Origin of the sequence: Microcella sp. (assembly GCF_025808395.1) — a bacterium.
Classification (GTDB): domain Bacteria; phylum Actinomycetota; class Actinomycetes; order Actinomycetales; family Microbacteriaceae; genus Microcella.
On sequence record NZ_CP075524.1, the window covers coordinates 1,086,761 to 1,110,864 of the forward strand.

Here is a 24,104-nt window from a genome sequence, read left to right on the forward strand (position 1 = left end):
GTGCAGTGCGTTATGCGCTGACGATGTTGACGACCTTGCGGCCGCCCTTCTGGCCGAACTCGACCGAACCGGCCGCGAGTGCGAACAGGGTGTCGTCGCCACCGCGGCCGACGTTCGCCCCGGGGTGAAAGTGAGTGCCGCGCTGACGCACAAGAATCTCGCCAGCCTTGACGACCTGACCGCCGAAGCGCTTCACGCCGAGGTACTGGGGGTTCGAGTCACGACCGTTGCGGGTGGACGATGCGCCCTTTTTGTGTGCCATGTCTTGTCGCGACCCTTCTTACTTGATGCCGGTGATCTTGACGCGGGTCAGATCAGCGCGGAAACCCTGACGCTTCTTGTACCCGGTCTTGTTCTTGAACTTCTGAATGACGATCTTCGGGCCGCGGAGGTCGTTCAGCACCTCGGCGGTCACCGTGATCTTCGCGAGCTTCTTGGCGTCGGTCGTGACCGTGTCGCCGTCGACGTGCAGAACCGGGGTCAACTGAATAGTGCCGTCTTCGCCCGCCTTGACGCGATCGAGCACGACAACCGTGCCGACCTCGACCTTCTCTTGCCGCCCACCGGCGCGCACCACTGCGTAGACCACGTTTCACCTTTGCTCTGTTATCACGACAACTTCTCGCCCGCACGAATCGTCGTGAGTGAGAAATCTTGAGGGAGGGTACTGGCGCGGGCGCAGCCCAGCGCACACCAACGGTCAAGAATAGCCGACGCGACGAGACCCGGTCAAACTGGTGGGGCGCGCGTCGCGCTCTCTTCTGGCGGCCCGCCTCGACTGGCGGGCCCGCCGTGCTCGCCCGCCACCTCCATGAGCTCTGTCCACAGGTGGTGCTCGTGCCGTCTGCGTGTCGGTGGTCGAAGGTATGTTCGAATCACCGAACGACAGAGGGAGGTGGGCGGTGTGATCGCGTCAGCGATGTCGGTGGCGGTGGATGCTCTCACTGCTGTCCCTCGTGCTCTCGAGTCGTATCGTGCGCTGGCTGATGAGGCGTTGCTTGATCTCACCCGTCTGGCGGCAGAAGAGGTGCGACTGGCGCAACTGCATGTGTCGCTGTTGGCGGGCGAGATCGCCCGCCGCTCTACCCCTGAGTTGGGCTCTGACGGTTTGGCGCAGCGCACCGGGCATCGCACCGCCGAAGAGCTGGTGCGCGTCACCACGGGAACCCGGGCTGTGGACGCCCGCACGGCCGTGCGCGTCGGCGCGACGATCGGTGGCGACCAGCAGGGGGTGCTCGGCGCCGCCGTGGTGGAGGGGCGGGTCAGTGTTGCCGTCGCTGACGCTGTCGGCATCGGTTTGGGGCGAGTCGGTGGGGGTGTCAGTGCTGATGACCTCGACCAGGCTGCCGCTGCTCTGCTGCCGCGCATCGAGGGGCTTGATGCCGACCGCGCCGGCCGTGAAGCACGCGCTCTGCGGGACGACCTTGACCTTGCTGGTGTTGCGGAGCGTGAAGACGCCCGCCGCGAGCAGCGCTCCTTCCGGCTCAGGCGCCGCGCTGACGGCATGGGATACGCCCACTGGGTGCTCGACCCCGAAACCTACGCCCTGGTCAGTGACGTGTTCGACCGCGTCACTTCGCCCCGCCGCACCGGCCCCCACTTCACCGACGCGCGCTCTGATGGCGCGAGCCCAGCCGACGCCTCCGCGGCTGAGTGGGCTGACACGCGCACCCCCGAGCAGCGCGCCAGCGACGTGTTCGCCGAACTCCTCAGGCACGGTGCTGCCGCCGACACCACACAGCTGCTCGGCGATGCCCCCATCGGAGTGCGCATCATCGTCGCCGCCACACACCTCACCACCCGCACCGGTCGGGGGTACATCGAAGGCCACGTCGACCCGGTCTCGATCGCGACGGTCGAACGGCACGCCTGCACAGCCGGCACCATCACCCTCACCGTCGACGACACACCCGACAACGCGGGACAACCCCTCAACCTCGGCCGCGAACGACGCCTCTTCAGCCGTGCGCAGAGGGTTGCTCTCGCGGCCCGCGACGGAGGATGCCGCTGGCCAGGCTGCGAACGACCCCCCTCCTGGTGCGAAGCGCACCACATCGAGCACTGGCACCGCGACCACGGAAAGACCAATGTCGCCGACGGAATCCTGCTCTGCCGACATCACCACCTCCTCGCCCACAACAACGCATGGGAGATCACCCGCGCCGGGCCCACCTACCTGCTCCACCCACCCGACGACGGCGACCCCACGCGCGACGACCCCACTCGCGACAGAGCAGCCCGCGAGAGCGCCTCGCGCGCCATCACCATGCCCAGCCGCAGCAGGGCGCTGCACGACGCCCTCAGCGCATGACCCACGTGCGGTCGACGCATGACGAATGCGCAGGCAGCGAGCGCCTAAGATTCCAGCACTATGACCGTGCTCATCGACGAAGCCGCCTGGCCCGCCCACGGCAGACTGTGGGGGCACCTCGTGAGCGACCAGTCGCTCGACGAGCTGCACAGCTTTGCACGCAGAGCCGGAATACCCGAGCGCGGCTTCGATCACGACCACTACGACTACCCCGAAGAACGACGGCACGCGCTCATCGCACTCGGGGCAGTACCGGTGACGGGGCGCGAACTGGTCGAGCGGTTGCAGGCCTCAGGGTTGAGGGTGAGCCAGCGCGAAAAACGCGGGCTCTGACCGGCGCGACCATCGCGGCAACGCAGCATCGCCAACGAACAGCACTGCAGTCACGCAGCCACATCGTCACTCAGCCGCACAGTCGCGCAGCCACTCAGCCACGCAGCCACGGGCCCCCGCTACCAGATGGCGCCGAAGCCCTCGAGCGTGCGCACGATCGCCCCAGACTCGATGTCGACGATGACCGTGGTGATCGAGGTCGGGCGACCGTTCACGCGGCGACCGTCTGGCACAGCATCCGCCACCGAAGGGGTCACCTCCACCGCGACGAACTGGTCGTTCGGCGACACCGAGAAGCCGCCGATGCTTCCGCGATCGTCGACGGTGCTGAGCAGCAGCCGCGAAGCACCCGACCCGTCATCAGCGACGAGCAGCGTGCGGAAGGCTCCTCCCGTCGCGTCAGGAATGGCCACCTTCTGCACCCACAGGTCGCCCGCAGTGAAGATGGCCTCGCCGCCGAATGCCAGATCTCCCTCAAAGAGCGAGGGGTCGAGCCGCACCTCGGCTCCCGACTCGAGATCGAGGTAGATCACCCCGAAAGCGTCGGCACCGGTGAGCTTCTGCGCGTCGGTCGACAAGCCGAAGACTGTCTGCACCTGGTCGATCGGCAGCACGAGCCCCGACCCCGAGAGATCGATGCGCAGCACAGACTGGTCGAGCGCGTGCGCGATGAGAGTGGCACCATCGGGCAAGAACTCGGCCATCACGACAGAGACCGGAGCGCCGTCGAGCCCGAGCACCGGGGTGACCGAACGATCGCCGGCGAGATCGATGACGGCGAGCGTGTTCGAGAACTCAGGGATTCCCTGCTCGGGCCCCTCCCCCGGCACGCTCGACAGCACGACCGCCACGAGGGTTCCGAGAGGAGGAGCGATCAGCTGCTGAACCCGCACACCGTCAGGCAGGCGCAACTGCTCGACCGCACCACCGGGGCCCGGTTGCACCGACTCGAGCACGCTGCCGCCCTCGCCGTCGTCGCGAGCGAGCACGAAGACCCCCTCGACGGGAACGAAGTGCTGAATGCCCTCCGCTGCGACGACCACCTCGCCGCGACCGGCACCGAGCAGAGGCGCGCGCAGAATCTCATCGCCCGCGTCATCGCGGTCGAGGTAGAGCACGCTGCCGGGCGCTGTCGTGAATCGGTGCTCGAAATCTGCCGTCGCGTCGCGGCTCGTCGCACCCACGTCTCGCACCTCGACCACGTACTCGGTCGAGTAGCGCAGTCGCTGCTCGAACTGCACGATGAGCAGGTCGCCCTGCACGGCGACCGAGATCGACGCTGCCGGGGTGACCGTCACCTGGTCGGCCGAGACCTCGGCGAGCGGCTGATTGGCGAACAAGCGCAGCTGCACTCCCGCCTGCTCGGTCACGCGCTGCGGGTCGACCACGGCCGAGCTGAGTTTGGGGCCCTGCAGAGAACCGAGCAGCAAGAAGACTGCCGAGAAGGCGGCGAGCGAACCGGCAAGAATCCAGAACGTGCGCTCGAAGCGCCGCCGCGCCTGCTGCGACCGAAGCCGCTGCGACGTCGCCGCGACTCGAGCAGTGGCCGAAGCGGGTGCCGCACCCGTCGTGAGCGAGTCGCCGCGGTCGCCGTTCTGGGCTGCGTCGGGGGGAGACTCAGAAGAGGTAGGGCTCACGCGGCTGCTCCACCGCCTCGACCGACTCGGGAATCAGCACGATCGGCTGCGAGCTCGTGCGAGAAGGGTTGCTCGCGAAGGGCCCAGACACTTCGACCCAGGTGCCTTCGGCGAAGGTGGCCTGCCAGCCGGGCAGGTGCACCGGCACCCCGAGCGGTTGCGCGTCGACAGCGCAGCAGGTCACCACGAAGCGCGAGACGTAGAACATGTTGTCGGGGTCGTCGGTGTCAGGAGTCACGAAGCCGAGCAGCGCCGTGGCGGGCTTGCCGTCGAAGAACGCCAGATCGCTCGTCTGCCGCAGCACCGACGACCACTCGCGCACCGTGAAGCGCGCGATCGCCTCGGCGTCGGCCGTCGACGCCTGTTCGAGACTCGCCGAGTCGGTGCTCGCCGTCGCGTTGACCTCTCGCTGCTGCGCTGTCGCGGTGCTGAGCGTCGCGGGCGGAATGACCACCATGCCGAGAGTGAAGACCCCCGCGATGGCAGCAGCCGTGAGCCCGAGCATCCGTTCACGCCGCTCGGGAGGTGCGCCGTGCTCGTCATCGTGCTGGCGACGACTCGAGACAGCCAGCACCGACAGCACGACCGCGATGATCGACATCGTCACGGTGAAGACGATGTAGCGAGGGTGGATGTAGAGCACGAGCTGGCCGCTCACCGCGAGCCACAGCGTGATGGCGGCCATCGTGCCGATGATGACGACGCCGCGCCACCGCTGCACGCGACGCCACAGAGTGTCAGGCAAAGACGTTCACCACCAGTCCGAGGGCGAGGCTCAGCAGACCGACCATCGTGGTCAGCTGCACGAGCGTTCTCGTCGTGTAGGTGGTGCGCATGAGCGCGAGCATCTTGATGTCGATGATCGGCCCGAAGACCAGAAACGCGACGATCGACCCCGGCAGGAAGGTCGACGCGAACGGCAGCACGAAGAAGGCATCGACGTTCGAGCAGATCGAGATGATGAATGCGAGCAGCATCATCGCCAGCACACTGAACAGCGGGTCGCTGCCGAGCGCCACGAGCACCTCGCGCGGCACGATCACCTGAATACCGCCGGCCACGAGTGCGCCGATGACGAGGGCCGGCATGAGAATGCTCGACTCGCGCACGAACAGGTCGAGAGTCTGCTCGCGCCGGTTGCGAGAGTGCGTGTGCCCGTCGTCGAGTCGGCACTGCTCGGCGAAGCGGCCGCTCAGCAGACTCATCGGCTCGGGGTGCTTGCTGAACAGCCAGCCGAGAATGTTGGCGATCGCGAAGCCGCCGAGCAGCCGTGCGATGAGAATGCCGTCGTCGAAACCGAACGCCTGGTGCGTGGTGATGATCGTGACGGGGTTGAGAATGGGCGCCGCGATGAGAAAGGTCATCGACTCGGGCACCGTGAAGCCGCGCCTGACGAGCCCGCGCGCCAGGGGAACATTGCCGCATTCGCACACCGGCAGAAACATGCCGAAGAGCGAGATGACCGCGCGCCGCCCCCACTCGTTGCGCGGCAGAATGCGCAGCAGCCAGTGCTCAGGAATCCACACCTGCACCAGAATCGACAGCGCGATGCCGAGCACGATGAACGGAAGCGATTCGACGAGCACGCTCGTCGACAGCGTGAGCAGGTCTTGCACCGGGTTCGGGATGCTCGGGTCGAGATTCTCGGCCGTGAACGCCCGCACCGCCACGAGCCCGATGAGCACCGCGGTCGCCGCAGCCGCCCAGACCACGTGCACGGCGCGCCAGCGCCGAGGCGCTTCGTGCTCTGCGGGCTCGTGACTGCTGTGGCGGTGAGCGCCGTGGTCGGCGTCGTGGTCGTGACGCGGCCGAGTCGCACCGCGCTCGGTGTCGGGCTGGCTGTGCGTCACGCCGTCATCCTAGACAGCGAGTCGGTGCTCGTGCGTCAGGCGGGCCTGCCTCACGAACCGTCTGCGGACGAGGTGGTCGTGATCGTGCCGCTCGTGACCCGGCGCGAGGCGCGCTTGCGGGTTCCGGGTGCTGGAGGCTCTGGCAGCGATTCGAGCACCGAGTCGAGCAGCTCGTCTGCCGACTTCGGATCGAGCGCCGCCCGCTTGCGCACCGGCTTCGCCTCGACGGGGATGTCGAGAATCTCAAGGGTTGTCGCGGAGGGCTCGGTGCCCGCCGAGTCGGTGGTGCCGGGCTCGGTGGTGCCGGGCTCGGTGGCGCCGCGCTCGGTGCTGCCGCGCTGACCGCTGGACGACTCGACGCTGGCCGACTCGACGCTGGACGACTCGACCCTGGCCGACGAGTCGGTGGACGCGACTGCCTGCTCGGCAGCAGCATCCGTCGCCGAGGGAAGCGTGATCGCGCCCGTCGCCGTCGAGGCGACCGTCTTCGCCGCGATCTGCGCGAGCGCGCGACTCACGTCGTCGGTGATCGCGTGCGTGCCTGCCGAGGGGCCTGACTTGGTGGTCGAGCCGCCGTTGCGCGCGCCGCCGCCGTTCGGCGAGTTGCCGCCGCCGCGTCGCCGACCGCCGCCGTTCTGGGTCGAGTCGCTCGGGGCGCGGTGCTTCGCGACGGGGTCGTGGTGAATGATCAACCCGCGACCGGCGCACACGTCGCACGTCTCGCTGAAGGTCTCGAGCAGGCCGAGCCCGAGGCGCTTTCGCGTCATCTGCACGAGGCCCAGGCTCGTCACCTCTGCCACCTGGTGCTTGGTGCGGTCACGGCTGAGGCACTCGATGAGCCTGCGCAGCACGAGGTCGCGGTTCGACTCGAGCACCATGTCGATGAAGTCGACGACGATGATGCCGCCGATGTCGCGCAGGCGCAGCTGGCGCACGAGCTCTTCGGCCGCCTCGAGGTTGTTCTTCGTGACGGTCTCTTCGAGGTTTCCGCCCGAGCCGACGAACTTGCCGGTGTTGACGTCGACCACGGTCATCGCCTCGGTGCGATCGATGACGAGCGAGCCGCCCGAGGGCAGCCAGACCTTGCGGTCGAGGGCCTTCTCGATCTGCTCGCTGATGCGGTATTCGTCGAAGGGGTCGTGGTCGCCCTCGTACTTCTTCACGCGGTCGAGCAGGTCGGGTGCCACACCGCGCAGGTATGACTCGATGGTCTGCTGCGCGTCTGCTCCGCTGATGACGAGCGAGCTGAAATCTTCGTTGAAGACATCGCGAATGATCTTGATCAGCAGATCGGGCTCGCTGTGCAGCAGCGCAGGCGCCGGCGTCTTCTCGAGCTGCGTGCTGATGTCGGCCCACTGGCTCGTGAGGCGCTGCACGTCGAGGGTCAACTGCTCTTCGGTGGCGCCCTCGGCCGCGGTGCGCACGATGACGCCCACATTCTCGGGCAGCACCTCTTTCAAGATCTTCTTGAGTCGCGCACGCTCGGTGTCGGGCAGCTTGCGGCTGATGCCGCTCATCGAGCCATTCGGAACGTAGACGAGGTAGCGCCCCGGCAGGCTCACCTGGCTCGTCAGTCGAGCACCCTTGTGCCCGATGGGGTCTTTCGTCACCTGCACGAGCACCTTGTCGCCTGGCTTCAGTGCGAGCTCGATGCGACGCGGCTGAGTCTTGCCGTCGCTGTCGAGCGCGGCGGAATCCCAGTCGACTTCGCCCGAGTACAGCACGGCGTTGCGGCCGCGGCCGATGTCGACGAAGGCCGCCTCCATGCTGGGCAGCACGTTCTGCACCTTGCCGAGGTAGACGTTGCCGATGAGGCTCGACTCGCTCGACCGGGCGACGTAGTGCTCGACGAGCACACCGTCTTCGAGCACGCCGATCTGAATACGGCCGTCTTTCGACCGCACGACCATGGCGCGGTCGACGCTCTCGCGGCGGGCGAGAAACTCTGCCTCGGTGACGACCGGGCGCCGGCGGCCGGCGTCGCGGCCGTCGCGGCGGCGCTGCTTCTTGGCCTCGAGTCGGGTCGACCCCTTGATGCGCTGAGGCTCGGTGATCGGCTCGGGGCTGCGTCGACCGCGCGAGCGGCCGGAATCGTCGCCACGGCCGGAGTCGCCACGGCCCGCATCGCCACGGCTCGCATCGCTGCGACCGCCCTCGTTGCGGGCATCGCCGTCTGCGGATGCTCCACCTCGACTGCGACGCGTGCGCGAGCGTCGACGACTCGTGCTGGTGCCCTCGTCGTCGTCGAGGGCGTCGGCATCTGACGGCCGACGGCTCGGCGACACCGCGGCTACGGGAGGTGCGAAGAACAGCAGCGACGTCGTCGACTCGGGCTTGAGCTCAGGAAACACGGGTGCGGAGACGGGCTTCTCGACTGCTGAGGTGCTCGCGTCGAACGCGGGGCTCTCATCGAGCGAGGCACTCGCGTCGGACGCTGCGTTCGCGTCGGACGGGGCGCTCGCGTCGGGCTCGCGCTTCGCCCCGCGCTCGCGCTTCTTGGCGGGTTCGGTTGGTGCGTCAGGCTCGGCCTGTGCGGCAGTCGCTGCCGTGGCTGCCGGCTTGCGCCTGGTCTTGGCGGGAGCTGCCTCAGACGCGGGAGCCGTCTCGGGCTCAACAGCGTGTGCAGACTCCAGTGCGGACTGTGCGGCGGGCTCGGGCTCGGCGAGGTGCGCGGCATCGAAGCCGGGCTCGCTCTGCGACGCATGGTCGGTCGCCCGCTTGGGTGCTCGACCGCCGAAGAGTCTCGTGCGCTTCTTCGGGGCCGTGCTCTCGTCGTTCAGGTTGTCGTCACTCACCATCGCTGGTGCACTCCTCGACCGCTCGGGCCGCGCCCGCACGGTGGCATTGGGGGCGAGAGCTTCTCTCTCTCACCGAAATCTTTGGTTGTGGCACAGCGCCCCCGACTCGGGTTCGGCGCTCTCTCGGGCCCTGTCACGACCTCGCTGCTGCCGCCGCTTTCGCTCTGTCACAGCGGTGCGGCACAGGAAACTGGCTATTCCCCACGGTCGCGGCAATCGGTGCCGCGAAACTGGTCCGGTCATGCCCGGAAAGCTTTGTTGGTGGTCGTCGCGAGCGCGGCTGGCGACGACTTCGCCTCATTATCGCACGGACTCGACGTGTCGGGACGTTAGACCCAGGTGTCGCACGGTGCGCAGCGGGATAATCGAGCAGTGACCACCACTGCTGATCGACTTCACCCGCGCGCAGACGCACCTCGCCCCATCGCACTCGCGATCACCCTCATCGTCACGGGAGCGGTCGGCTGGTACGGCGCGATGTCGCTCATCGTCGAGCGAGTGCACTCGCTCATCGACCCCACCTACGTGCTCAACTGCGACGTCAACCCGCTCGTCTCGTGCGGCAGCATCATGGAGTCGTGGCAGGCATCGCTGCTCGGTTTTCCGAACCCGCTCTTGGGGGTCGCGGGTCTTGTCGCGCCGATCGCCGTCGGCGTGGGTCTGCTCGCCGGTGCACGGTTCGCCCGGTGGTTCTGGTGGAGCTTCATGGTCGGCGTCGCGGGCGCCTTCGTCTTCATCATGTGGCTGTTCGACCAGGCCGTCTTTCAGATCGGCATTCTGTGCCCCTGGTGCATGCTCGTCTGGGCCACGGTGATTCCGATGTTCTGGGTGCTGCTGCTCTGGACGCTCGCGACCGGCGCGCTCGTCGACAACCCTCGCGTCGCGCGGTTCGCGTCGACCGTGCTGCCGTTCGTATGGGTGCCGATCGTCGCCACCATCGTGGCGATCGTGGTGGCCATCGTCGTGCAGTTTCCGACCCTGATCGGGCTACTGCTGGGCTGACCCTGTCGGGCTCGGCGGCGTCAGGCGAACCAGAGCGCCAGCTCGCGAGCGGCAGACTCGGGAGAGTCTGAGCCGTGCACGAGGTTCTGCTGCACCTTCAGGCCCCAGTCGCGCCCGAGGTCGCCGCGAATGGTGCCCGGCGCCGCCGTCGTCGGGTCGGTCGTGCCCGCCAATGAGCGAAAGCCTTCGATGACGCGGTTGCCGGCGATGCGCGCGGCGACGACGGGGCCAGACTCCATGAACTCGATGAGCGGCTCGTAGAAGGGCTTGCCTTCGTGCTCGGCATAGTGGGCGGCAAGCAGGTCGCGGTCGGGCTGCACGAGCCTGAGGTCGACGAGCTGGTAGCCCTTCGCTTCGATGCGGCGCAGAATCTCGCCGGTGAGGTTGCGGGCGACACCATCGGGCTTCACGAGCACGAGGGTCTCTTCAACGGTGGTGGTCATGATGTCTCCTGATCGGTGTGGTCGGTGGATGCTGCGCTCGCGCTCGTCGCCGCATCGAGTTGCCGGCCCTTGACGAGGCCGTAGATCCAGAATCCCACGAAGACGGCCGCGGTCACGGCGGCGAGCACTTCGATGATGCCCGTGAGCAGCAGCACGACCTGCAATGCCGAGCCGAACCACACTCCCCAGCGGTAGCGTGCAACCCGCACGGCCACGACGAGCAGCACCAGCAACACGGCTCCGCCGATGAAGACCGATGACGACGGCAGTATGCCGAGCCCGTTGATGGCGAGGGTTCCGAAGACGACGGCGAGCATCTCCATGCCCAGGGTGATGACGAGCAGCGACTCTGTCGCGCTGCGGGTGCGCCGCGCGCGGCGCGCCGGCTGTTCGGGTGCTGGTGTCGAGGCGGTGTCGGTCACAGCACCCAATTCTGCTCGCGCGCGATGAGCAGCGCCTGACCGGCCATCGTCACCGAACCGGTGATGAGCACGGCGTCGTTCGGCCCGGCCTCTGCTCGAGCTGCGTCGATCGCCGCGGCCAGACTCGGCTCGACCGACACTCGATCGTGGCTCGCCACGGCGGCGACGACATCGGCGAGCTCGTCGCCGTCGATCGAGCGGGCCGTCGCGCTGCTGCTCACGATGAAGCGGTCGACGACCGGATCGAGGGCTTCGATGATGCCCCTCGCGTCCTTGTCATCGAGCACGCCGACGATCGCGGTGATCGAGTCAAAGGCGAAAGACGTGAGCAGTGCCCGCGCGAGCGCTTCGGCGCCGTGCGGGTTGTGCGCCGCATCGATGAGCACGCTCGGCTCGGTACCGATGAGCTGCAGCCGCCCCGGGCTCGTCACCGAGCCGAGCCCTTCGGCGAGCACGTCGTCGGCGAGCGGCTGCGTGCCGTCGCCGAGAAACGATTCGACGGCGGCGATCGCCACGGCGGCGTTCTGAGCCTGATGCACTCCGAACAGCGGCAAGAACACTTCGCGATACTCGCCCGCCCTGCCCCGCACGTCGATGAGCTGCCCGCCCACCGCGAGCCGGGCATCGACGAGAGCGAAGCCGATGCCTTCGCAGACTACCGCGGCTTCGTTGTGCTCGGCGGCCGCGGTGAGCTCTTGCATCGCCTCGGGCTGCTGGATGGCCGTGACGACCGTCGCGGCCGGTTTGATGATGCCGGCCTTCGTGCGAGCGATCTCACCGACCGTGCTGCCGAGAAAGCGTTCGTGATCGAGCGCGATGGGCGTGAGCACGGCGACGTCGCCGTCGGCGATGTTCGTCGAATCCCACTCGCCACCCATGCCCACCTCGAGCACGGCGACATCGACGGGAGCGTCGGCGAAGGCGGCGAACGAGAGCGCGGTGAGCGCCTCGAAGTTGCTCAAGGGCGCTTCGCCGTTCGCGGTCAACTCGGCATCGACCATGAGCAGGTATGGTGCGATGTCTGCCCAGGTGTCGGCGAGCATCCGGTCGCTGATGGGTTCGCCGTCGATCACGATGCGCTCGTTGAGGCGAGTGAGGTGCGGGCTCGTGAGCAGGCCGGTGCGCAGACCGTATGCGCGCAGGATGCTCTCGATCATGCGTGCCGTCGATGTCTTGCCGTTGGTGCCGGTGATGTGCACGATCGCGAAGCTGCGGTGCGGGTCGCCGAGCAGTTCAGCGGCGCGACGCGTCGCTTCGAGGCGCGGCTGAGGGTTCGCCTCGCCGATGCGGGCGAGCAGCTCGGCGTGCACTGCCTCGGCGGCGGCGCGGTCGTCGGCCGAACGGTCGGGGGTCATGCGCGCACCACCGACACTGTCACGGTTGCCGCATCGCCGACGGCGACCGCCGCACCCTCGCCACCCTCGACGACGTCGAGGCTCGTGGCGAGCGTCTCGGCGCTGATGAGCGGTGCGTGGGCCTCGATCGCGTCGCGCGTGCTGGCGTCTGCCGAGCCGAGCCGCAGCGCGATGCGATCGCTCACGTCGAGGCCTGCGTCTTTGCGCGCCTGCTGCACGGCGCGGATGACGTCGCGTGCGAGCCCTTCGGCCGCGAGTTCGGGGGTGACGCGGGTGTCGAGCAGCACGAATCCTCCTCCAGCCAAGAACACGACAGCCGCGGCGGGGTCGTCGAGCTCGAGCTCGAGGGTGTACTCCCCCGGCTCGAGGGCGAGCCCGCCGACGACGACGCTGTCGCCGTCGACCGACCAGTCGCCGGCCTTCGCGGCGGCGATCGCCTGCTGCACACTCTTGCCGATGCGCGGCCCGGCCGCGCGAGCGTTGACGGCGAGCCGCCGGGTGATGCCGTACTCGGCGACGAGCGACTCGTCGAACTCGACGAGCTCGACCGACTTGACGTTGAGCTCATCGCGCACGATGTCGCTGAAGTCGGCGAGCGCCGAGATTGCCGGGGCGACGACCGTGAGCGACTGCAGCGGCAGGCGCACGCGCAGCCCTTGCGCCTTGCGCAGTGCCAGACCTGCGCTCGCGATCGCCCGCACCGTGTCCATCGAGGCGACGAGAGCGTCGTCTGCCCCGAACTGTTCTGCTGCCGGCCAGTCGGCGAGGTGCACGCTCTCGCCCCCGGTGAGACCGCGCCAGACCTCTTCGGCGACGAGAGGCGCCAGGGGTGCCGACAGCCTGGCGAGGGTCTCGAGCACGGTGAAGAGGGTGTCGTGAGCATCCCGATCATCGCCCGCCCAGAATCGATCGCGCGACCGGCGCACGTACCAGTTGGTGAGCACGTCGGCGAAGTCGCGCAGCGCCGCTGCGGCGAGCGGCGCGTCGAGCGAGTCGAGCTGGCTCGTCACCTCGACGACGAGGTCGCGGGTCTTGGCGAGCAGGTAGCGGTCGAGCACATGGGGTGAATCGGTGCGCCAGGTGGCCTCACCGAGAGTGCCGGCGTTGGCGTAGAGCGTGAAGAAGTAGTAGGTGCTCCACAACGGCAGCACGAATTCGCGCACACCCGCGCGAATGCCCTCTTCGGTGACCACGAGGTTGCCGCCGCGAATGACTGAGCTCGACATCAAGAACCAGCGCATGGCGTCGGCGCCGTCGCGCTCGAACACCTCGCCCACGTCTGGGTAGTTGCGCAGGCTCTTCGACATCTTCTGCCCGTCATTGCCGAGCACAATGCCGTGGCTGATGACGCTGCTGAACGCCGGGCGGTCGAACAGCGCCGTCGCGAGCACGTGCATCGTGTAGAACCAGCCCCGCGTCTGCCCGATGTACTCGACGATGAAGTCGGCGGGGTTGTGCGAGTCGAACCAGTCGGCGTTCTCGAACGGGTAGTGCACTTGGGCGAACGGCATCGAGCCCGAGTCGAACCAGACGTCGAAGACATCGTCGATGCGCCGCATCGTCGACCGCCCGGTCGGGTCGTCGGGGTTCGGGCGAGTCAACTCGTCGATGAACGGGCGGTGCAGGTCGACCTCGCCATCGGCGTTGCGCGGCAGGGTGCCGAAGTCGGCTTCGAGCTCGGCGAGCGAGCCGTAGACGTCGACGCGCGGGTAGGTCGGGTCGTCGCTCTTCCACACCGGAATCGGGCTGCCCCAGTAGCGGTTGCGGCTGATCGACCAGTCGCGAGCGCCCTCGAGCCACTTGCCGAACTGGCCGTGCTTGACGTTGTCGGGCACCCAGGTGATCTGCTCGTTGAGCTCGAGCGCACGATCGCGCAGCTCGGTGACGCGCACGAACCAGCTCGAGACGGCCTTGTAGATGAGCGGGTTGCGGCAGCGCCAGCAGTGCGGGTAGCTGTGCTCGTAGCTGCGCTGCTGAAACAGACGGCCCCGCTCGCGCAGCATCGCCGTGAGCGGCTTGTTCGCGTCGAAGACCTGTTGGCCGGCGACGTCGGACACCTGGGGCAGAAACCGGCCGCCGTCGTCGACCGAGATGATCGTGGGAATACCGGCCGCCGCGCACGTCAGCTGGTCGTCTTCGCCGTAGGCGGGCGCCTGGTGCACGATGCCCGTGCCCTCGCCGGTGGCGACATAGTCGGCGACGAGAATCTGCCAGGCGTTCTCGGTGCCCCACGTCTCGACGTCGGCGTAGTAGTCGAACACGCGGTCGTACTGCACACCGCCGAGCTCGCTGCCGACGAGCGTGCGGGTGACAGCGGCGCGCGCCTCGTCGGCGTCGGCATAGCCGAGCTCTTTCGCATAGGCCGCAATCGTGTCGGCCGCGAGCAAGAAAGTGCGAGCATCCTGAGCCTCACCGCCGCGGGGCACGACCGCGTAGACCACCTCGGGGCCGACGGCGAGCGCCAGGTTCGTCGGTAGAGTCCACGGGGTCGTCGTCCACGCGAGGGCCTCGACACCCGTGAGGCCGAGCGCTTCAGCCTTCTCGCCGACGAGGGGAAAGGTCACCGTGACCGACTGGTCTTGCCGCAACTGGTAGACGTCGTCATCCATGCGCAGCTCGTGGTTCGACAGCGGCGTCTCGTCGCGCCAGCAATACGGCAGCACGCGGTAGCCCTCGTAGGCGAGCCCGCGATCGTGCAGGGTCTTGAAGGCCCACAGCACGCTCTCCATGAACGTGATGTCGAGCGTCTTGTAGTCGTTCTCGAAGTCGACCCAGCGCGCCTGGCGGGTCACGTAGCTCTGCCACTCGTCGGTGTAGCGCAGCACGCTCTCGCGGGCCTTCGCGTTGAACGCCTCGACGCCCATCTCTTCGATCTGCGCCTTCTCGGTGATGCCGAGCTGCTTCATCGCCTCGAGCTCGGCGGGCAGACCGTGGGTATCCCACCCGAACCGGCGGTGCACCTGCTTGCCGCGCATGGTCTGAAAGCGCGGAAAGACGTCTTTCGCATACCCGGTGAGCAGGTGGCCGTAGTGCGGCAGACCGTTGGCGAACGGCGGGCCGTCGTAGAACACCCACTCGTCGCACCCCTCGCGCTGCGCGATCGACCGCCGAAACGTGTCGTGCTCGGCCCAGTAGGCGAGCACCTCGTGCTCGAGCGCCGGAAGGTTCGGCGATGCGACAACACCGCTCTCGTCGCGGTGGCGGGGGTAGACCATGGTTCCTCCGGTCAGTGGATGCTGCGATCACTTCCCGCGAGGACGCCAGGCTCGTGAGCCTGCCGCGGTACCACCCCGCTTGCGAGCATCTGGGATGCTCGCCTCTCTCCTGCGGCGATGACGGGCCTGCCCCGCTCGGGTCTAGCAGCTCGCACGAGTCGAGCGTTCTTCCGAGAACTCCCCGGTGATAGCCGGATCAACGCTGTTGACTCGAGTGTACGCGATCGCGGTATGCGCGATGCGAACACCCGATCTGTCTACTGCGGGGGTGTCACGTACATGTCACGCGCATGTCACGCACGACGGCGCACACTGCGAATGCGCGGTGGGGACTGCGCCATCTTGTGTTCGGGGGGACCAATTGACCATCACGCACCGCACCACTCGACCGACCGCCTCACGGCTCGTCGCGCTCTTCGGCGCCATCATGCTCGCCGCGGCGCTGCTCACGGTCGGCGGGCACAGTGCACCGGCTGCGGCGGCTCCGATGCAGCAGTGCAACGGCGTGGGTGGTGGCGGCGGCGAGGGCTACGACTGCACCGTCACGATCACGAACCAGTACGACGTCGCGACGGGCCTCGGCAGCTCGACGATGCGCACGGTCGTCTGCAACGGCGGCGCGAACACCGACACCGAGCTCATGGTCTGCGTCGACTCGGGAATTCTCTCGTATCCGCACCTCACCGAGACCGTCAATCAGTGCAACGGCACTGTCGGCGGCGGCGGTGCCTCGCTCTACTGCTCGGTGTCGATGACCAACACCATCGTGGGTGATGCGACGACGTCGATCGCGACCGTCAATCAGTGCATCGGCTCGCTCGGCGGCGGCGGCGTCGTGCCCGGCAGCTACTGCGACCCGATTCAGTCGACGACGGGCGCAACGATCAACCAGTGCAACGGCAGCGTGACCGGCACGGGCAACTTCATGGTCTGCACCGTCGAGTCGAACTCAACGGCGAACTCGGCCTTCGACGTCTCGATCACGCAGTGCGACGGCTCGGCCGACGGCAACGGCAGCGTGCTCGTGTGCGACGTGAGCATCACGACGATCATCGTCCCTGCGGGCGGCGATGACGGTGGAGACGACGGCGGCGACAACGGCGGTGGTGACGACGGCGGTGACGACGGCGGCTCGGGGATTCTCGGCGGCGACGGCAGCGACAGCGGTCTCTCGCAGTTCTCGGGCAACCTCGCCGCGACCGGGCCGGCCGGTTTCGGCTCGTTCGCCGCAGTCAGCACACTGCTGCTCGTGATGGGCAGCGCGTTGCCGCTCGCGAGGCGCCGGGCAGCACTGCGGTAGCACCGGCGTACACTGCGACGACGAGAGGTCGTCTATGACTGCAACGCACTTGAGCCTGCTCGGCTCGTTCGAAGTCGCAGTCTCAGGAGCGCCCGCCGCCACCTCGACCGCGGGAACGCAGCGACTCGTCGTGCTCTTGGCCCTGCGAGACCGCGTCGTGTCGCGCGCAGCCGTCGCGGGAGCGCTGTGGCCCGACACGACGAGCGAGTTGGCCGCACTGCGGTTGCGCACGGCCCTCAGCCGGCTCGACAGCTCGGCGCAGTCCGTCGTCGAGATGACACCGGGAGGCTTGCGCATCGACGCGGCGTGCGCCGTCGACTACCGGCTCGCACGACAGCAAGCGTTCGACATGCTCGAGACCGAGCATCCGTCGCCGAGACAGAGCGCGGCGCAGACTCGAGAGTCGATCGCGCTGCTGTGCCTCGAGCTGCTGCCAGACAGCTACGACGACTGGGTGCTCGATGAGGCCGAAGACTGGCGGTTGCTGCGTGCGATCGCGCTCGAAGCGCTCGCGGCGACACTGTCGGCCGACCACCGCCCGCACCTCGCTATGGGAGCCGCGCAGGCTGCCGTGCGCAACGAGCCTTTGCGAGAGACGGCGCAAGCGGCGCTCATCAGGCTGCACCTCGTCGCGGGCAATCAGCACGAAGCCTTGCGCGTGTACGAGCGATTCGCCGTCGTGCTCGCCGATTCGCTGCAGCTGAGCCCGAGCCCCATGCTGCGCGATCTCGTGAGCACCCTCGTGCCGGTGTCGTGACCGATCGGGAATGCACGAAGGGCCCAGTACGCTGACGTTCTTGTGACGAACGCATCGCGCGGCCCGGCCGCCACTCACCCTGCCCCCGCCCCCTCCGACCCGCGCATCGCTCGCCGCGCTCGGTGGGCATCACTCGTCGGAACCTCGCTCGAGTCGTACGACTTCTACCTCTTCGCCTACTTCTCGGCGTTCTTCGCCGGCCCGCTGTTCTTCGAACCGCTCGGCGAAGTGGGGGCGAACCTCGCCGCGCTCGCGACCATCGGCGTCGCCTTCGTCATCAGGCCCGTCGGCGCCATCGTGTTCGGGCACCTCGGTGACCGCATCGGCCGCCGAACGACACTCATCGTCACCATCACCATGATGGGCGTCGCGACCGGACTCATCGGAGTGCTGCCCACGTTCGACCAAGCCGGCTGGTTCGGTGCGGTGCTGCTCGTGCTGCTGCGCGTCGCGCAAGGCGTGTCACTCGGCGGTGAGTGGGGCGGCGCCGTGCTCATCGCCACCGAGCACGAGAGCCGTGCCAAACGCGCCTTCGCCGCGGCGATGCCGCAGCTCGGCTCGCCGATCGGGTCGATCCTCTCGGCGGCAGCCTTCATCTGGCTCACGCTCGCCCTCACGAGCGAAGAGATCAGCGAGTGGGCGTGGCGCGTACCGTTCTTGACGGCGATTCCCCTTCTTGCGGTGTCGCTCTACCTGCGGCTGGCCGTCACCGAGACCCCGGTCTTCACCGCGGTGAAAGACGCCGGGCGCGCGCCGCGCATCCCCCTCGCCGCCCTGCTGCGCGCCCAGCCCGTCACGATCGTCGTCGCGGTCGGCGTCGCGCTGCTCGGCATCGGCTCGTACTCGCTCATGAACACCTACACGCTCAACTACGGGGCAGGCGTGCTCGGCTTCGACTACTACGAGCTCTTGATCGCGACGACAGCGGGCGGCCTGCTGCAGCTCATCACCATTCCCCTGTTCGGCGCGTGGGCGACCCGCATCGGCTCAGGCCTCGTCGTCGCGATCGGGGCGCTCGGCACACTGCTCGTCGCGTTTCCGATCTACTTCTTCTTGCAAGAGGCGAGCTTCGCGTTTCTCGTCGGCATGATGATCATCGGCGGCATTCTGCCGACCATGAGCTGGGCGGCGCTCGGCGGCATCTTCACCGAACTGTTCGACGAGCGCTACCGCTACTCGGCTCTCGGCTTCGCCTACGCGCTGGCCGCCGTCGTCGCCGGCTTCGTGCCCGCGCTCACGGGCGCACTCGGCGCTGCCACCGGCAACGCTTGGTGGCACCCCGCCGTGGTGCTCGCGGGCATGTCGCTCATCACCCTGGTGGCGTCGCTCGTGGCCATTCGCATTCGGGTCGACCGCGACGACGCCCTCGAGTGAGGGGCTGACTCGCCTCTGCCTCTAGCCTTCGGCGGCTGTCGAGCCATAGTCTGAGCCGCAGCGGCCGCACGGCTGCCGTCGACCTAGTGCACAGGGAGGCCACCGTCATGAGCGACCCCACCCCCGACGACGCGCCCACCGAGGCGTTCGCCGCACCCACCGTGCCCTTGCCCGAGCAGCCAGCTGCCGGGGGCGAACCACCGAGCGACGAGCGCAAGAACCGCACACTGCTCATCGCTCTGCTGTCGGTCGCCGGCGCGATTCTGCTCGCCCTCATCGTGCTCATCGCCGTGCTGCTCGGAGGTCAGGGCGACCCCGAGCCAGCACCGCTGCCGACCGAGACGTTGAGCGAGTCGCCGACGCCCTCGCCCGAGCCGACCGAGAGCGAGTCGCCCGAGCCCGAGCCGTCTGAAGAACCCGAGGCCTCGGCGAGCGCCCCGCCGCCGCCGCCGCCCCCGCCGCAGAGCCCGAGCTTCGCCACCTTCAGCGGGCCGAACAAAGCCAACTGCCCTGACACGTCGAGTTCGGTCGAGATCACCTGGAGCTGGAGCAGCAGCAACGCTGTCAACGCATGGTTCGGCATCGGCACGAACAACGCGAAGCTGCAGCCATACGAGCAAGTGCCGACGACGGCGACCTACACGTTCTACTACCAGTGCTCTGAGGCCAGCCAGATCTACACGGTGACGCTCGAAGACTCGGCAGGCCGACTGACGCACAAGACGGTGACAGCCACGCGGTAGTGCGGTGCTTCTGGGCTCGTCCCGATACCATGGGGCGACCCTGACATTCAGGCACCTCAACCCTTGACACGGTGCCGCACATACCGAAGCGAGACCGCGATGACTCACGCCAGCCTGCCCGAGAAGCCCGCCCTGGAAGGCCTGGAGGGCAAATGGGGCGCGGTGTGGGAATCGAACGGCACCTATCGCTTCGATCGTCAGGCGGCGGTGGATGCTGGCCCAGACTCGGTCTACGCGATCGACACTCCCCCGCCCACCGCCTCGGGCTCGCTGCACATCGGCCACGTCTTCAGCTACACCCACATGGACCTCGCTGCACGCTTTCAGCGCATGCGCGGCATGAACCTCTTCTACCCGATGGGCTGGGACGACAACGGGCTGCCGACCGAGCGCCGCGTGCAGAACTACTACGGTGTGCGCTGCGACCCCACCCTGCCCTATGAGCCCGACTTCACCCCGCCCTTCGAGGGCGGCGACAACGCGAACTCGAAGGCCGCCGATCAGGTGCCGATCAGCCGCCGCAACTTCATCGAGCTGTGCGAGCGGCTCACCGTCGAAGATGAGCAGCAGTTCGAAGACCTGTGGCGCACTCTCGGCCTGAGCGTCGACTGGAGCCAGACCTACCGCACGATCGGCGACGACGCGCAGCGCGCCGCCCAGCGCGCCTTCCTGCGCAACCTGGCGCGCGGAGAGGCCTACCGCGCCGACGCCCCGACGCTGTGGGACGTCACGTTTCGCACTGCCGTCGCGCAGGCAGAGCTCGAAGACAAAGAGATGCCCGGCGCCTTCCACCGGGTGAGCTTTCACCGGCCAGACGGCGGCACGGTCGAGATCGAGACGACGCGCCCCGAGCTCATCGCCGCCTGCGTGGCCCTCGTCGCGCATCCTGATGACCCCCGCTACCAGCCCCTCTTCGGCAGCACCGTGCGCACGCCGCTGTTCGGAGTCGAAGTGCCCGTCGTGGCTCACCACCTGGCGCAGCAAGACAAGGGCTCGGGCATCGCCATGGTCTGCACCTTCGGCGACGTGACCGACGTGGTCTGGTGGCGCGAGCTCGACCTGCCGATGCGCCCCATTCTCGGCAAGGATGGGCGCATTCTCGCCGATGCGCCCTCAGGTCTCGAGGGCGAGGCCGTCGAGACCTACGCCGAGCTCGCGGGCAAGACGGTCTTCAGCGCGAAGGCGCGCATGGTCGAGCTGCTGCGCGAGTCAGGCGACCTCATCGGCGAGCCACGCCCCATCACGCACCCGGTCAAGTTCTTCGAGAAGGGCGACAAGCCACTCGAGATCGTGACGACCCGGCAGTGGTACATCGCGAACGGTGCACGCGACGAGGCGCTCAACGCCCGGCTGCTCGAGCGAGGCCGCGAGGTGGCTTTTCACCCCGACTTCATGCGCGTGCGCTATGAGAACTGGGTGGGCGGCTTGAGCGGCGACTGGCTCATCTCGCGCCAGCGGTTCTTCGGCGTGCCGATTCCGGTCTGGTACCGCCTCGACGAGCACGGCGAGCAGACCGGCGAGCCGATCGTGCCGACCGAAGACCAGCTTCCGGTCGACCCCTCGTCGATGCCGGCCCCGGGGTTCGACGAAGCGCAGCGCGGGCAACCGGGGGGCTTCATCGGCGAGGTCGACATCATGGACACCTGGGCGACGTCATCGCTCACGCCGCAGATCGCCGGCAAGTGGGAAGACGACCCAGAGCTCTTCGACCTGGTGTTTCCGTACGACTTGCGCAGCCAGGGTCAAGACATCATTCGCACCTGGCTGTTCTCGACGGTGCTGCGCGCAGAGCTCGAGCACGGCACGGTGCCGTGGAAGCACGCGGGCATCTCGGGCTTCATCGTCGACCCCGATCGCAAGAAGATGTCGAAGTCGAAGGGCAACGTCGTCACGCCCGCCGCGATGCTCGACGAGCACGGCAGCGACGCCGTGCGCTACTGGGCCGCGTCGTCACGACTCGGCACCGACGCCGCCTTCGACCCGCAGAACCCGAAGCAGATCAAGATCGGGCGACGCCTGGCGATCAAGGTGCTCAACGCCGCCAAGTTCGTCTACTCGTTCGAGGCGCCCGCAGGCACTGCGTCGGGAGCCGATGCTGTGACCGAGCCGCTCGACATCGACATGCTCGCGACCCTCGGCGAAGTGGTCGCCACCGCGACGCGCGCCTACGAAGAGTACGACCACGCGCGAGCCCTCGAAGTCGCCGAGCAGTTCTTCTGGACCTTCACCGACGACTACCTCGAGCTCGTGAAAGAGCGGGCGTACGGTTCGCAGGGTGCAGAGGGCCAGGCGAGCGCGGTGTCTGCCCTGCAGCTCGCGATCGACGTCTTCGTGCGCCTGTTCGCGCCGGTGCTGCCGTTCGCGACCGAAGAGGTGTGGAGCTGGACTCACGACTCGTCAGTGCACACGGCGCCCTGGCCGACCGTCGACGAGCTGGGTGTCGACGCTCAGCATGGCGGGCTGCTGCCGCTCGTCTCTGAGGCGCTCATCGGCATCCGCCGCGCGAAGACCGACGCGAAGGCCTCGCAGAAGACTCCCGTGACGCGGGCTGTCATCGCCGGCCCCGCGCTGCTCGAGCACGCCGCGGGCGACCTCGCGGCGGTCGGGCGCATCGCCTCGCTCACGATCACTCCGGCCGACGAGGTGTCGGTGCTCGAGATCGAGCTCGGCGAGCTTCCGCAGGCCTGAGCGCAGCATCCCGGGCGGTGCTGGCGGCGCGTGGTGCGCGCCCTGGTCATGGCGCTGGTGCCCATCGCCCTGTCGCCCTGTCGCCTAGACCCGGTGATTTGCGCGACACGCCGTGTCGACAGCGCGACACGCCGGGGCGGGGCGAGAAGACCGGGGTGAGCGGACAATCCGAGGTGCGTGCGGCGCTCGCTGCAGCAGCCAGCGAGTCGTGCAGAGCCGTCGCGCGCCGCCGCCCCCGCACCGCCGCCATCGCCGCCAGTGCGAGAGACTGGAGGCATGAGCGACTCCAGCGCCGCGCGCGTGCGGCCGATCGACACTGGCGACGAAGCTCGATGGCGCGAGCTGTTCACCGCCTACGGGGTCTTCTACGAGACCGCGTTCAGCGACGAAGTTCTCGACGGTGTGTGGACGTGGCTCATGGATGCCCACCACCCCCTGTTCTGCCTCGTCGCCGATCTCGACGGCGAGGTCGTGGGCTTCGCGCACGTGCGCGAGCAGCCTGACACCTTCACGGCCGGCCCCGGCTGGTTTCTCGACGACCTGTACACCGTGCCCGAGGTGCGGGGCTCGGGCGCGGGAACTGCCCTGCTCGAGGCGATCGCCGAGCACGCCCGTGCGCACGGCGGCGGCACCGTGCGGTGGATCACCGCCGCCGACAACGAGCGCGCACAGTCGGTCTACGATCGGCTCGCGACCCGCACGAGCTGGGTCACCTACGAGTGGGAGGTCTGAGCCATGCAGCTCGGAACCCGGTGGTCGGTCGGCGACGATCCGCCCGCGCGCCTCGCTGACGAGGTTCGATGGGCGATCCGCGCCGTCGAGGCAGAACTGGTCGAGCTCGACACGAGCTCGTGGCGGTGGACGCTCACCTGGTTGGAGGGCCGCCCCGTCGTCGAGCTCGACGACGGAACGACCATTCGCGTCGCACCTGACGGCTCGGTCACGATCGTGGGCGCAGACGCACTCGACTGAGCGCGCTTCGGCCCGCTGTCGTCAGGAGTGGAAGCCGTAGCGTGGCCGGGCGTCACGCAGTGCGACTGCCGCTTCGCGAGCCAGCAGCCGCTGACGGGCGTCGTGGTCGCACGATGCGAGCTGCGCTCGGCCGACGGGGATGGCTCGCCCCCACGCGACGAGCGCGAGGCCGGTCGAGATGAGAAGGGTGCGCACGAAGGGCTGTCGGTGGCACTCCACTGACAGCGGAATGGCGGCGGTGCTCATGGCTGTGCCTCTTTCTGGTCGAAATCGGTGTCTGGGGTGTGGGGCTGAGGAATCTCGACCCCGTCGAGAACGGGAAAACCGAAGTACTGCACTTGCACCGGTCGAGAGCCGGGCACGCGTTGGCCTCGATACCGGGTGGTGAACTCGGTGATGAGGTCGATGATGGCCTCGTTGAGCTCGGTGAGCTGCGGCGCGGTCACGTGCAGGCTCGCCGAGTGCAGCACGGTGGCTTCGAGCCAGTTGCTCGGCAGTTCTTCCATGCCCCGATCGACGATGTCGCGCACTCCCGCTTCGCGGTGGTGCAGCCACTCGCGCATGACGACGCGCGAGGCTGCTTTGCTGGCGGCACTGTCGTCGAACTCTGGGCTGCCGATCTGGATGGGGCCAGGCACGCGCTCCCACCACCGCTCGCGCCCGGTGCCACGGTCGGCTACTTCACGCACGTAGTTGTGCTTCTCGAGCTGCCGCAGGTGGTAGCTCGTGGCGCCGCTCGACTCTCCGAGACGATCAGCGAGCGTGCTCGCCGTGTGCGGGCCGTAGGTCGACAGCGCTTCGATGATCTGCACGCGCAGCGGGTGCGCGAGCGCCTTGAGGCTGTCGAGGTCGGCGACACGCGCCTCGTGCTCGACTGGGTGATCTGTCATGTGCATCAGCGTAG

22 protein-coding genes are annotated in these 24,104 nt (G+C 68.1%); 10 read left to right on the forward strand and 12 right to left on the reverse strand.

From position 1 onward, the window contains the following. Positions 1-10 precede the first annotated feature (10 nt). Both rpmA and rplU read right to left on the reverse strand, forming a co-directional pair. Positions 11-262, reverse strand: a complete 252-nt coding sequence (gene rpmA, locus KIT89_RS05380; protein WP_297603601.1) for a 50S ribosomal protein L27 — start codon at positions 260-262, stop codon at positions 11-13. A gap of 18 nt (positions 263-280) precedes the next feature. Further along, positions 281-589 carry a 50S ribosomal protein L21 gene (rplU, locus tag KIT89_RS05385; protein WP_137738410.1) on the reverse strand — a complete coding sequence of 103 codons (309 nt, stop codon included), beginning with the start codon at positions 587-589 and terminating at the stop codon, positions 281-283. A gap of 315 nt (positions 590-904) precedes the next feature. Between rplU and KIT89_RS05390 the strand changes: the two genes are divergently transcribed. Both KIT89_RS05390 and KIT89_RS05395 read left to right on the forward strand, forming a co-directional pair. Continuing rightward, positions 905-2,311 (forward strand): HNH endonuclease signature motif containing protein, encoded by a 1,407-nt coding sequence (locus KIT89_RS05390; protein ID WP_297603602.1) that lies wholly within the window; start codon positions 905-907, stop codon positions 2,309-2,311. 60 nt (positions 2,312-2,371) lie between these two features. After that, positions 2,372-2,644: a DUF4031 domain-containing protein gene (locus KIT89_RS05395; protein ID WP_297603603.1), complete on the forward strand. Its 273-nt coding sequence runs from the start codon at positions 2,372-2,374 to the stop codon at positions 2,642-2,644. A gap of 119 nt (positions 2,645-2,763) precedes the next feature. Here KIT89_RS05395 and KIT89_RS05400 read toward each other — a convergent pair whose 3' ends face one another. The 4 genes from KIT89_RS05400 to KIT89_RS05415 all read right to left on the reverse strand — a co-directional run bounded on the left by KIT89_RS05400 (position 2,764) and on the right by KIT89_RS05415 (position 8,929). Beyond that, positions 2,764-4,281 (reverse strand): hypothetical protein, encoded by a 1,518-nt coding sequence (locus KIT89_RS05400; RefSeq protein WP_297603604.1) that lies wholly within the window; start codon positions 4,279-4,281, stop codon positions 2,764-2,766. Continuing rightward, complete coding sequence (locus tag KIT89_RS05405) at positions 4,262-5,026, reverse strand: TIGR03943 family protein (RefSeq protein WP_297603605.1); 765 nt, start codon at positions 5,024-5,026, stop codon at positions 4,262-4,264. Before KIT89_RS05405 ends, KIT89_RS05400 begins: the two co-directional genes overlap by 20 nt. Further along, positions 5,019-5,951, reverse strand: a complete 933-nt coding sequence (locus KIT89_RS05410) for a permease (protein WP_297603917.1) — start codon at positions 5,949-5,951, stop codon at positions 5,019-5,021. The genes KIT89_RS05405 and KIT89_RS05410 overlap by 8 nt, the downstream gene beginning before the upstream one ends. Before the next feature lie 230 nt (positions 5,952-6,181). Continuing rightward, positions 6,182-8,929, reverse strand: coding sequence for an Rne/Rng family ribonuclease (locus KIT89_RS05415; protein ID WP_297603606.1), 2,748 nt, complete (start codon positions 8,927-8,929; stop codon positions 6,182-6,184). Between the two features lie 372 nt (positions 8,930-9,301). Between KIT89_RS05415 and KIT89_RS05420 the strand changes: the two genes are divergently transcribed. After that, the gene (locus KIT89_RS05420) at positions 9,302-9,931 is read left to right on the forward strand and encodes a vitamin K epoxide reductase family protein (protein WP_297603607.1); all 630 of its coding nucleotides are present in this window, start codon (positions 9,302-9,304) and stop codon (positions 9,929-9,931) included. A 20-nt stretch (positions 9,932-9,951) separates the two neighbouring features. Here the strand turns inward: KIT89_RS05420 and ndk are convergent, their stop codons facing one another. From ndk to ileS, 4 genes are read right to left on the reverse strand one after another with little or no spacing between them, the layout of a single operon-like run. Then, on the reverse strand, positions 9,952-10,374 hold the full coding sequence (gene ndk / locus KIT89_RS05425) for a nucleoside-diphosphate kinase (RefSeq protein WP_297603608.1): 423 nt from the start codon (positions 10,372-10,374) through the stop codon (positions 9,952-9,954). Continuing rightward, the gene (locus KIT89_RS05430; RefSeq protein ID WP_297603609.1) at positions 10,371-10,796 is read right to left on the reverse strand and encodes a DUF4233 domain-containing protein; all 426 of its coding nucleotides are present in this window, start codon (positions 10,794-10,796) and stop codon (positions 10,371-10,373) included. The genes ndk and KIT89_RS05430 overlap by 4 nt, the downstream gene beginning before the upstream one ends. Next, positions 10,793-12,151, reverse strand: coding sequence for a folylpolyglutamate synthase/dihydrofolate synthase family protein (locus KIT89_RS05435; RefSeq protein WP_297603610.1), 1,359 nt, complete (start codon positions 12,149-12,151; stop codon positions 10,793-10,795). The genes KIT89_RS05430 and KIT89_RS05435 overlap by 4 nt, the downstream gene beginning before the upstream one ends. Further along, complete coding sequence (ileS, locus tag KIT89_RS05440) at positions 12,148-15,366, reverse strand: isoleucine--tRNA ligase (RefSeq protein WP_297603611.1); 3,219 nt, start codon at positions 15,364-15,366, stop codon at positions 12,148-12,150. Before ileS ends, KIT89_RS05435 begins: the two co-directional genes overlap by 4 nt. Positions 15,367-15,727: 361 nt before the next feature. Between ileS and KIT89_RS05445 the strand changes: the two genes are divergently transcribed. The 7 genes from KIT89_RS05445 to KIT89_RS05475 all read left to right on the forward strand — a co-directional run bounded on the left by KIT89_RS05445 (position 15,728) and on the right by KIT89_RS05475 (position 23,200). Beyond that, entirely contained in the window at positions 15,728-16,666 is a 939-nt protein-coding gene (locus KIT89_RS05445; RefSeq protein WP_297603612.1) for a hypothetical protein, read from the forward strand. A gap of 34 nt (positions 16,667-16,700) precedes the next feature. Further along, positions 16,701-17,423 carry a BTAD domain-containing putative transcriptional regulator gene (locus KIT89_RS05450; protein WP_297603613.1) on the forward strand — a complete coding sequence of 241 codons (723 nt, stop codon included), beginning with the start codon at positions 16,701-16,703 and terminating at the stop codon, positions 17,421-17,423. 42 nt (positions 17,424-17,465) lie between these two features. Then, positions 17,466-18,797, forward strand: a complete 1,332-nt coding sequence (locus KIT89_RS05455; RefSeq protein ID WP_297603614.1) for an MFS transporter — start codon at positions 17,466-17,468, stop codon at positions 18,795-18,797. 107 nt (positions 18,798-18,904) lie between these two features. Continuing rightward, positions 18,905-19,540 (forward strand): hypothetical protein, encoded by a 636-nt coding sequence (locus KIT89_RS05460; protein WP_297603615.1) that lies wholly within the window; start codon positions 18,905-18,907, stop codon positions 19,538-19,540. A 99-nt stretch (positions 19,541-19,639) separates the two neighbouring features. Further along, complete coding sequence (gene valS, locus KIT89_RS05465) at positions 19,640-22,228, forward strand: valine--tRNA ligase (RefSeq protein ID WP_297603616.1); 2,589 nt, start codon at positions 19,640-19,642, stop codon at positions 22,226-22,228. A 276-nt stretch (positions 22,229-22,504) separates the two neighbouring features. Beyond that, complete coding sequence (locus KIT89_RS05470) at positions 22,505-22,960, forward strand: GNAT family N-acetyltransferase (protein WP_297603617.1); 456 nt, start codon at positions 22,505-22,507, stop codon at positions 22,958-22,960. A 3-nt stretch (positions 22,961-22,963) separates the two neighbouring features. Beyond that, positions 22,964-23,200 carry a hypothetical protein gene (locus tag KIT89_RS05475; RefSeq protein ID WP_297603618.1) on the forward strand — a complete coding sequence of 79 codons (237 nt, stop codon included), beginning with the start codon at positions 22,964-22,966 and terminating at the stop codon, positions 23,198-23,200. A gap of 21 nt (positions 23,201-23,221) precedes the next feature. On the opposite strand, the gene KIT89_RS05480 is transcribed toward KIT89_RS05475, so the two are convergent. Both KIT89_RS05480 and KIT89_RS05485 read right to left on the reverse strand, forming a co-directional pair. Next, on the reverse strand, positions 23,222-23,446 hold the full coding sequence (locus KIT89_RS05480) for a hypothetical protein (RefSeq protein WP_297603619.1): 225 nt from the start codon (positions 23,444-23,446) through the stop codon (positions 23,222-23,224). Then, positions 23,443-24,090 (reverse strand): helix-turn-helix domain-containing protein, encoded by a 648-nt coding sequence (locus KIT89_RS05485; RefSeq protein WP_297603620.1) that lies wholly within the window; start codon positions 24,088-24,090, stop codon positions 23,443-23,445. Before KIT89_RS05485 ends, KIT89_RS05480 begins: the two co-directional genes overlap by 4 nt. Positions 24,091-24,104 lie beyond the last annotated feature (14 nt).

Excerpts from the sequence above, each read along its gene's own strand:
- KIT89_RS05435 (WP_297603610.1), bottom strand. The coding sequence starts at position 12,151 with ATGACCCCCGACCGTTCGGCCGACGACCGCGCCGCCGCCGAGGCAGTG.
- KIT89_RS05450 (WP_297603613.1), top strand. The coding sequence starts at position 16,701 with ATGACTGCAACGCACTTGAGCCTGCTCGGCTCGTTCGAAGTCGCAGTC.
- KIT89_RS05460 (WP_297603615.1), top strand. The coding sequence starts at position 18,905 with ATGAGCGACCCCACCCCCGACGACGCGCCCACCGAGGCGTTCGCCGCA.
- KIT89_RS05395 (WP_297603603.1), top strand. The coding sequence starts at position 2,372 with ATGACCGTGCTCATCGACGAAGCCGCCTGGCCCGCCCACGGCAGACTG.
- KIT89_RS05415 (WP_297603606.1), bottom strand. The coding sequence starts at position 8,929 with ATGGTGAGTGACGACAACCTGAACGACGAGAGCACGGCCCCGAAGAAG.
- rpmA (WP_297603601.1), bottom strand. The coding sequence starts at position 262 with ATGGCACACAAAAAGGGCGCATCGTCCACCCGCAACGGTCGTGACTCG.
- KIT89_RS05480 (WP_297603619.1), bottom strand. The coding sequence starts at position 23,446 with ATGAGCACCGCCGCCATTCCGCTGTCAGTGGAGTGCCACCGACAGCCC.
- KIT89_RS05485 (WP_297603620.1), bottom strand. The coding sequence starts at position 24,090 with ATGACAGATCACCCAGTCGAGCACGAGGCGCGTGTCGCCGACCTCGAC.
- valS (WP_297603616.1), top strand. The coding sequence starts at position 19,640 with ATGACTCACGCCAGCCTGCCCGAGAAGCCCGCCCTGGAAGGCCTGGAG.
- KIT89_RS05470 (WP_297603617.1), top strand. The coding sequence starts at position 22,505 with ATGAGCGACTCCAGCGCCGCGCGCGTGCGGCCGATCGACACTGGCGAC.
- ileS (WP_297603611.1), bottom strand. The coding sequence starts at position 15,366 with ATGGTCTACCCCCGCCACCGCGACGAGAGCGGTGTTGTCGCATCGCCG.
- ndk (WP_297603608.1), bottom strand. The coding sequence starts at position 10,374 with ATGACCACCACCGTTGAAGAGACCCTCGTGCTCGTGAAGCCCGATGGT.
- KIT89_RS05475 (WP_297603618.1), top strand. The coding sequence starts at position 22,964 with ATGCAGCTCGGAACCCGGTGGTCGGTCGGCGACGATCCGCCCGCGCGC.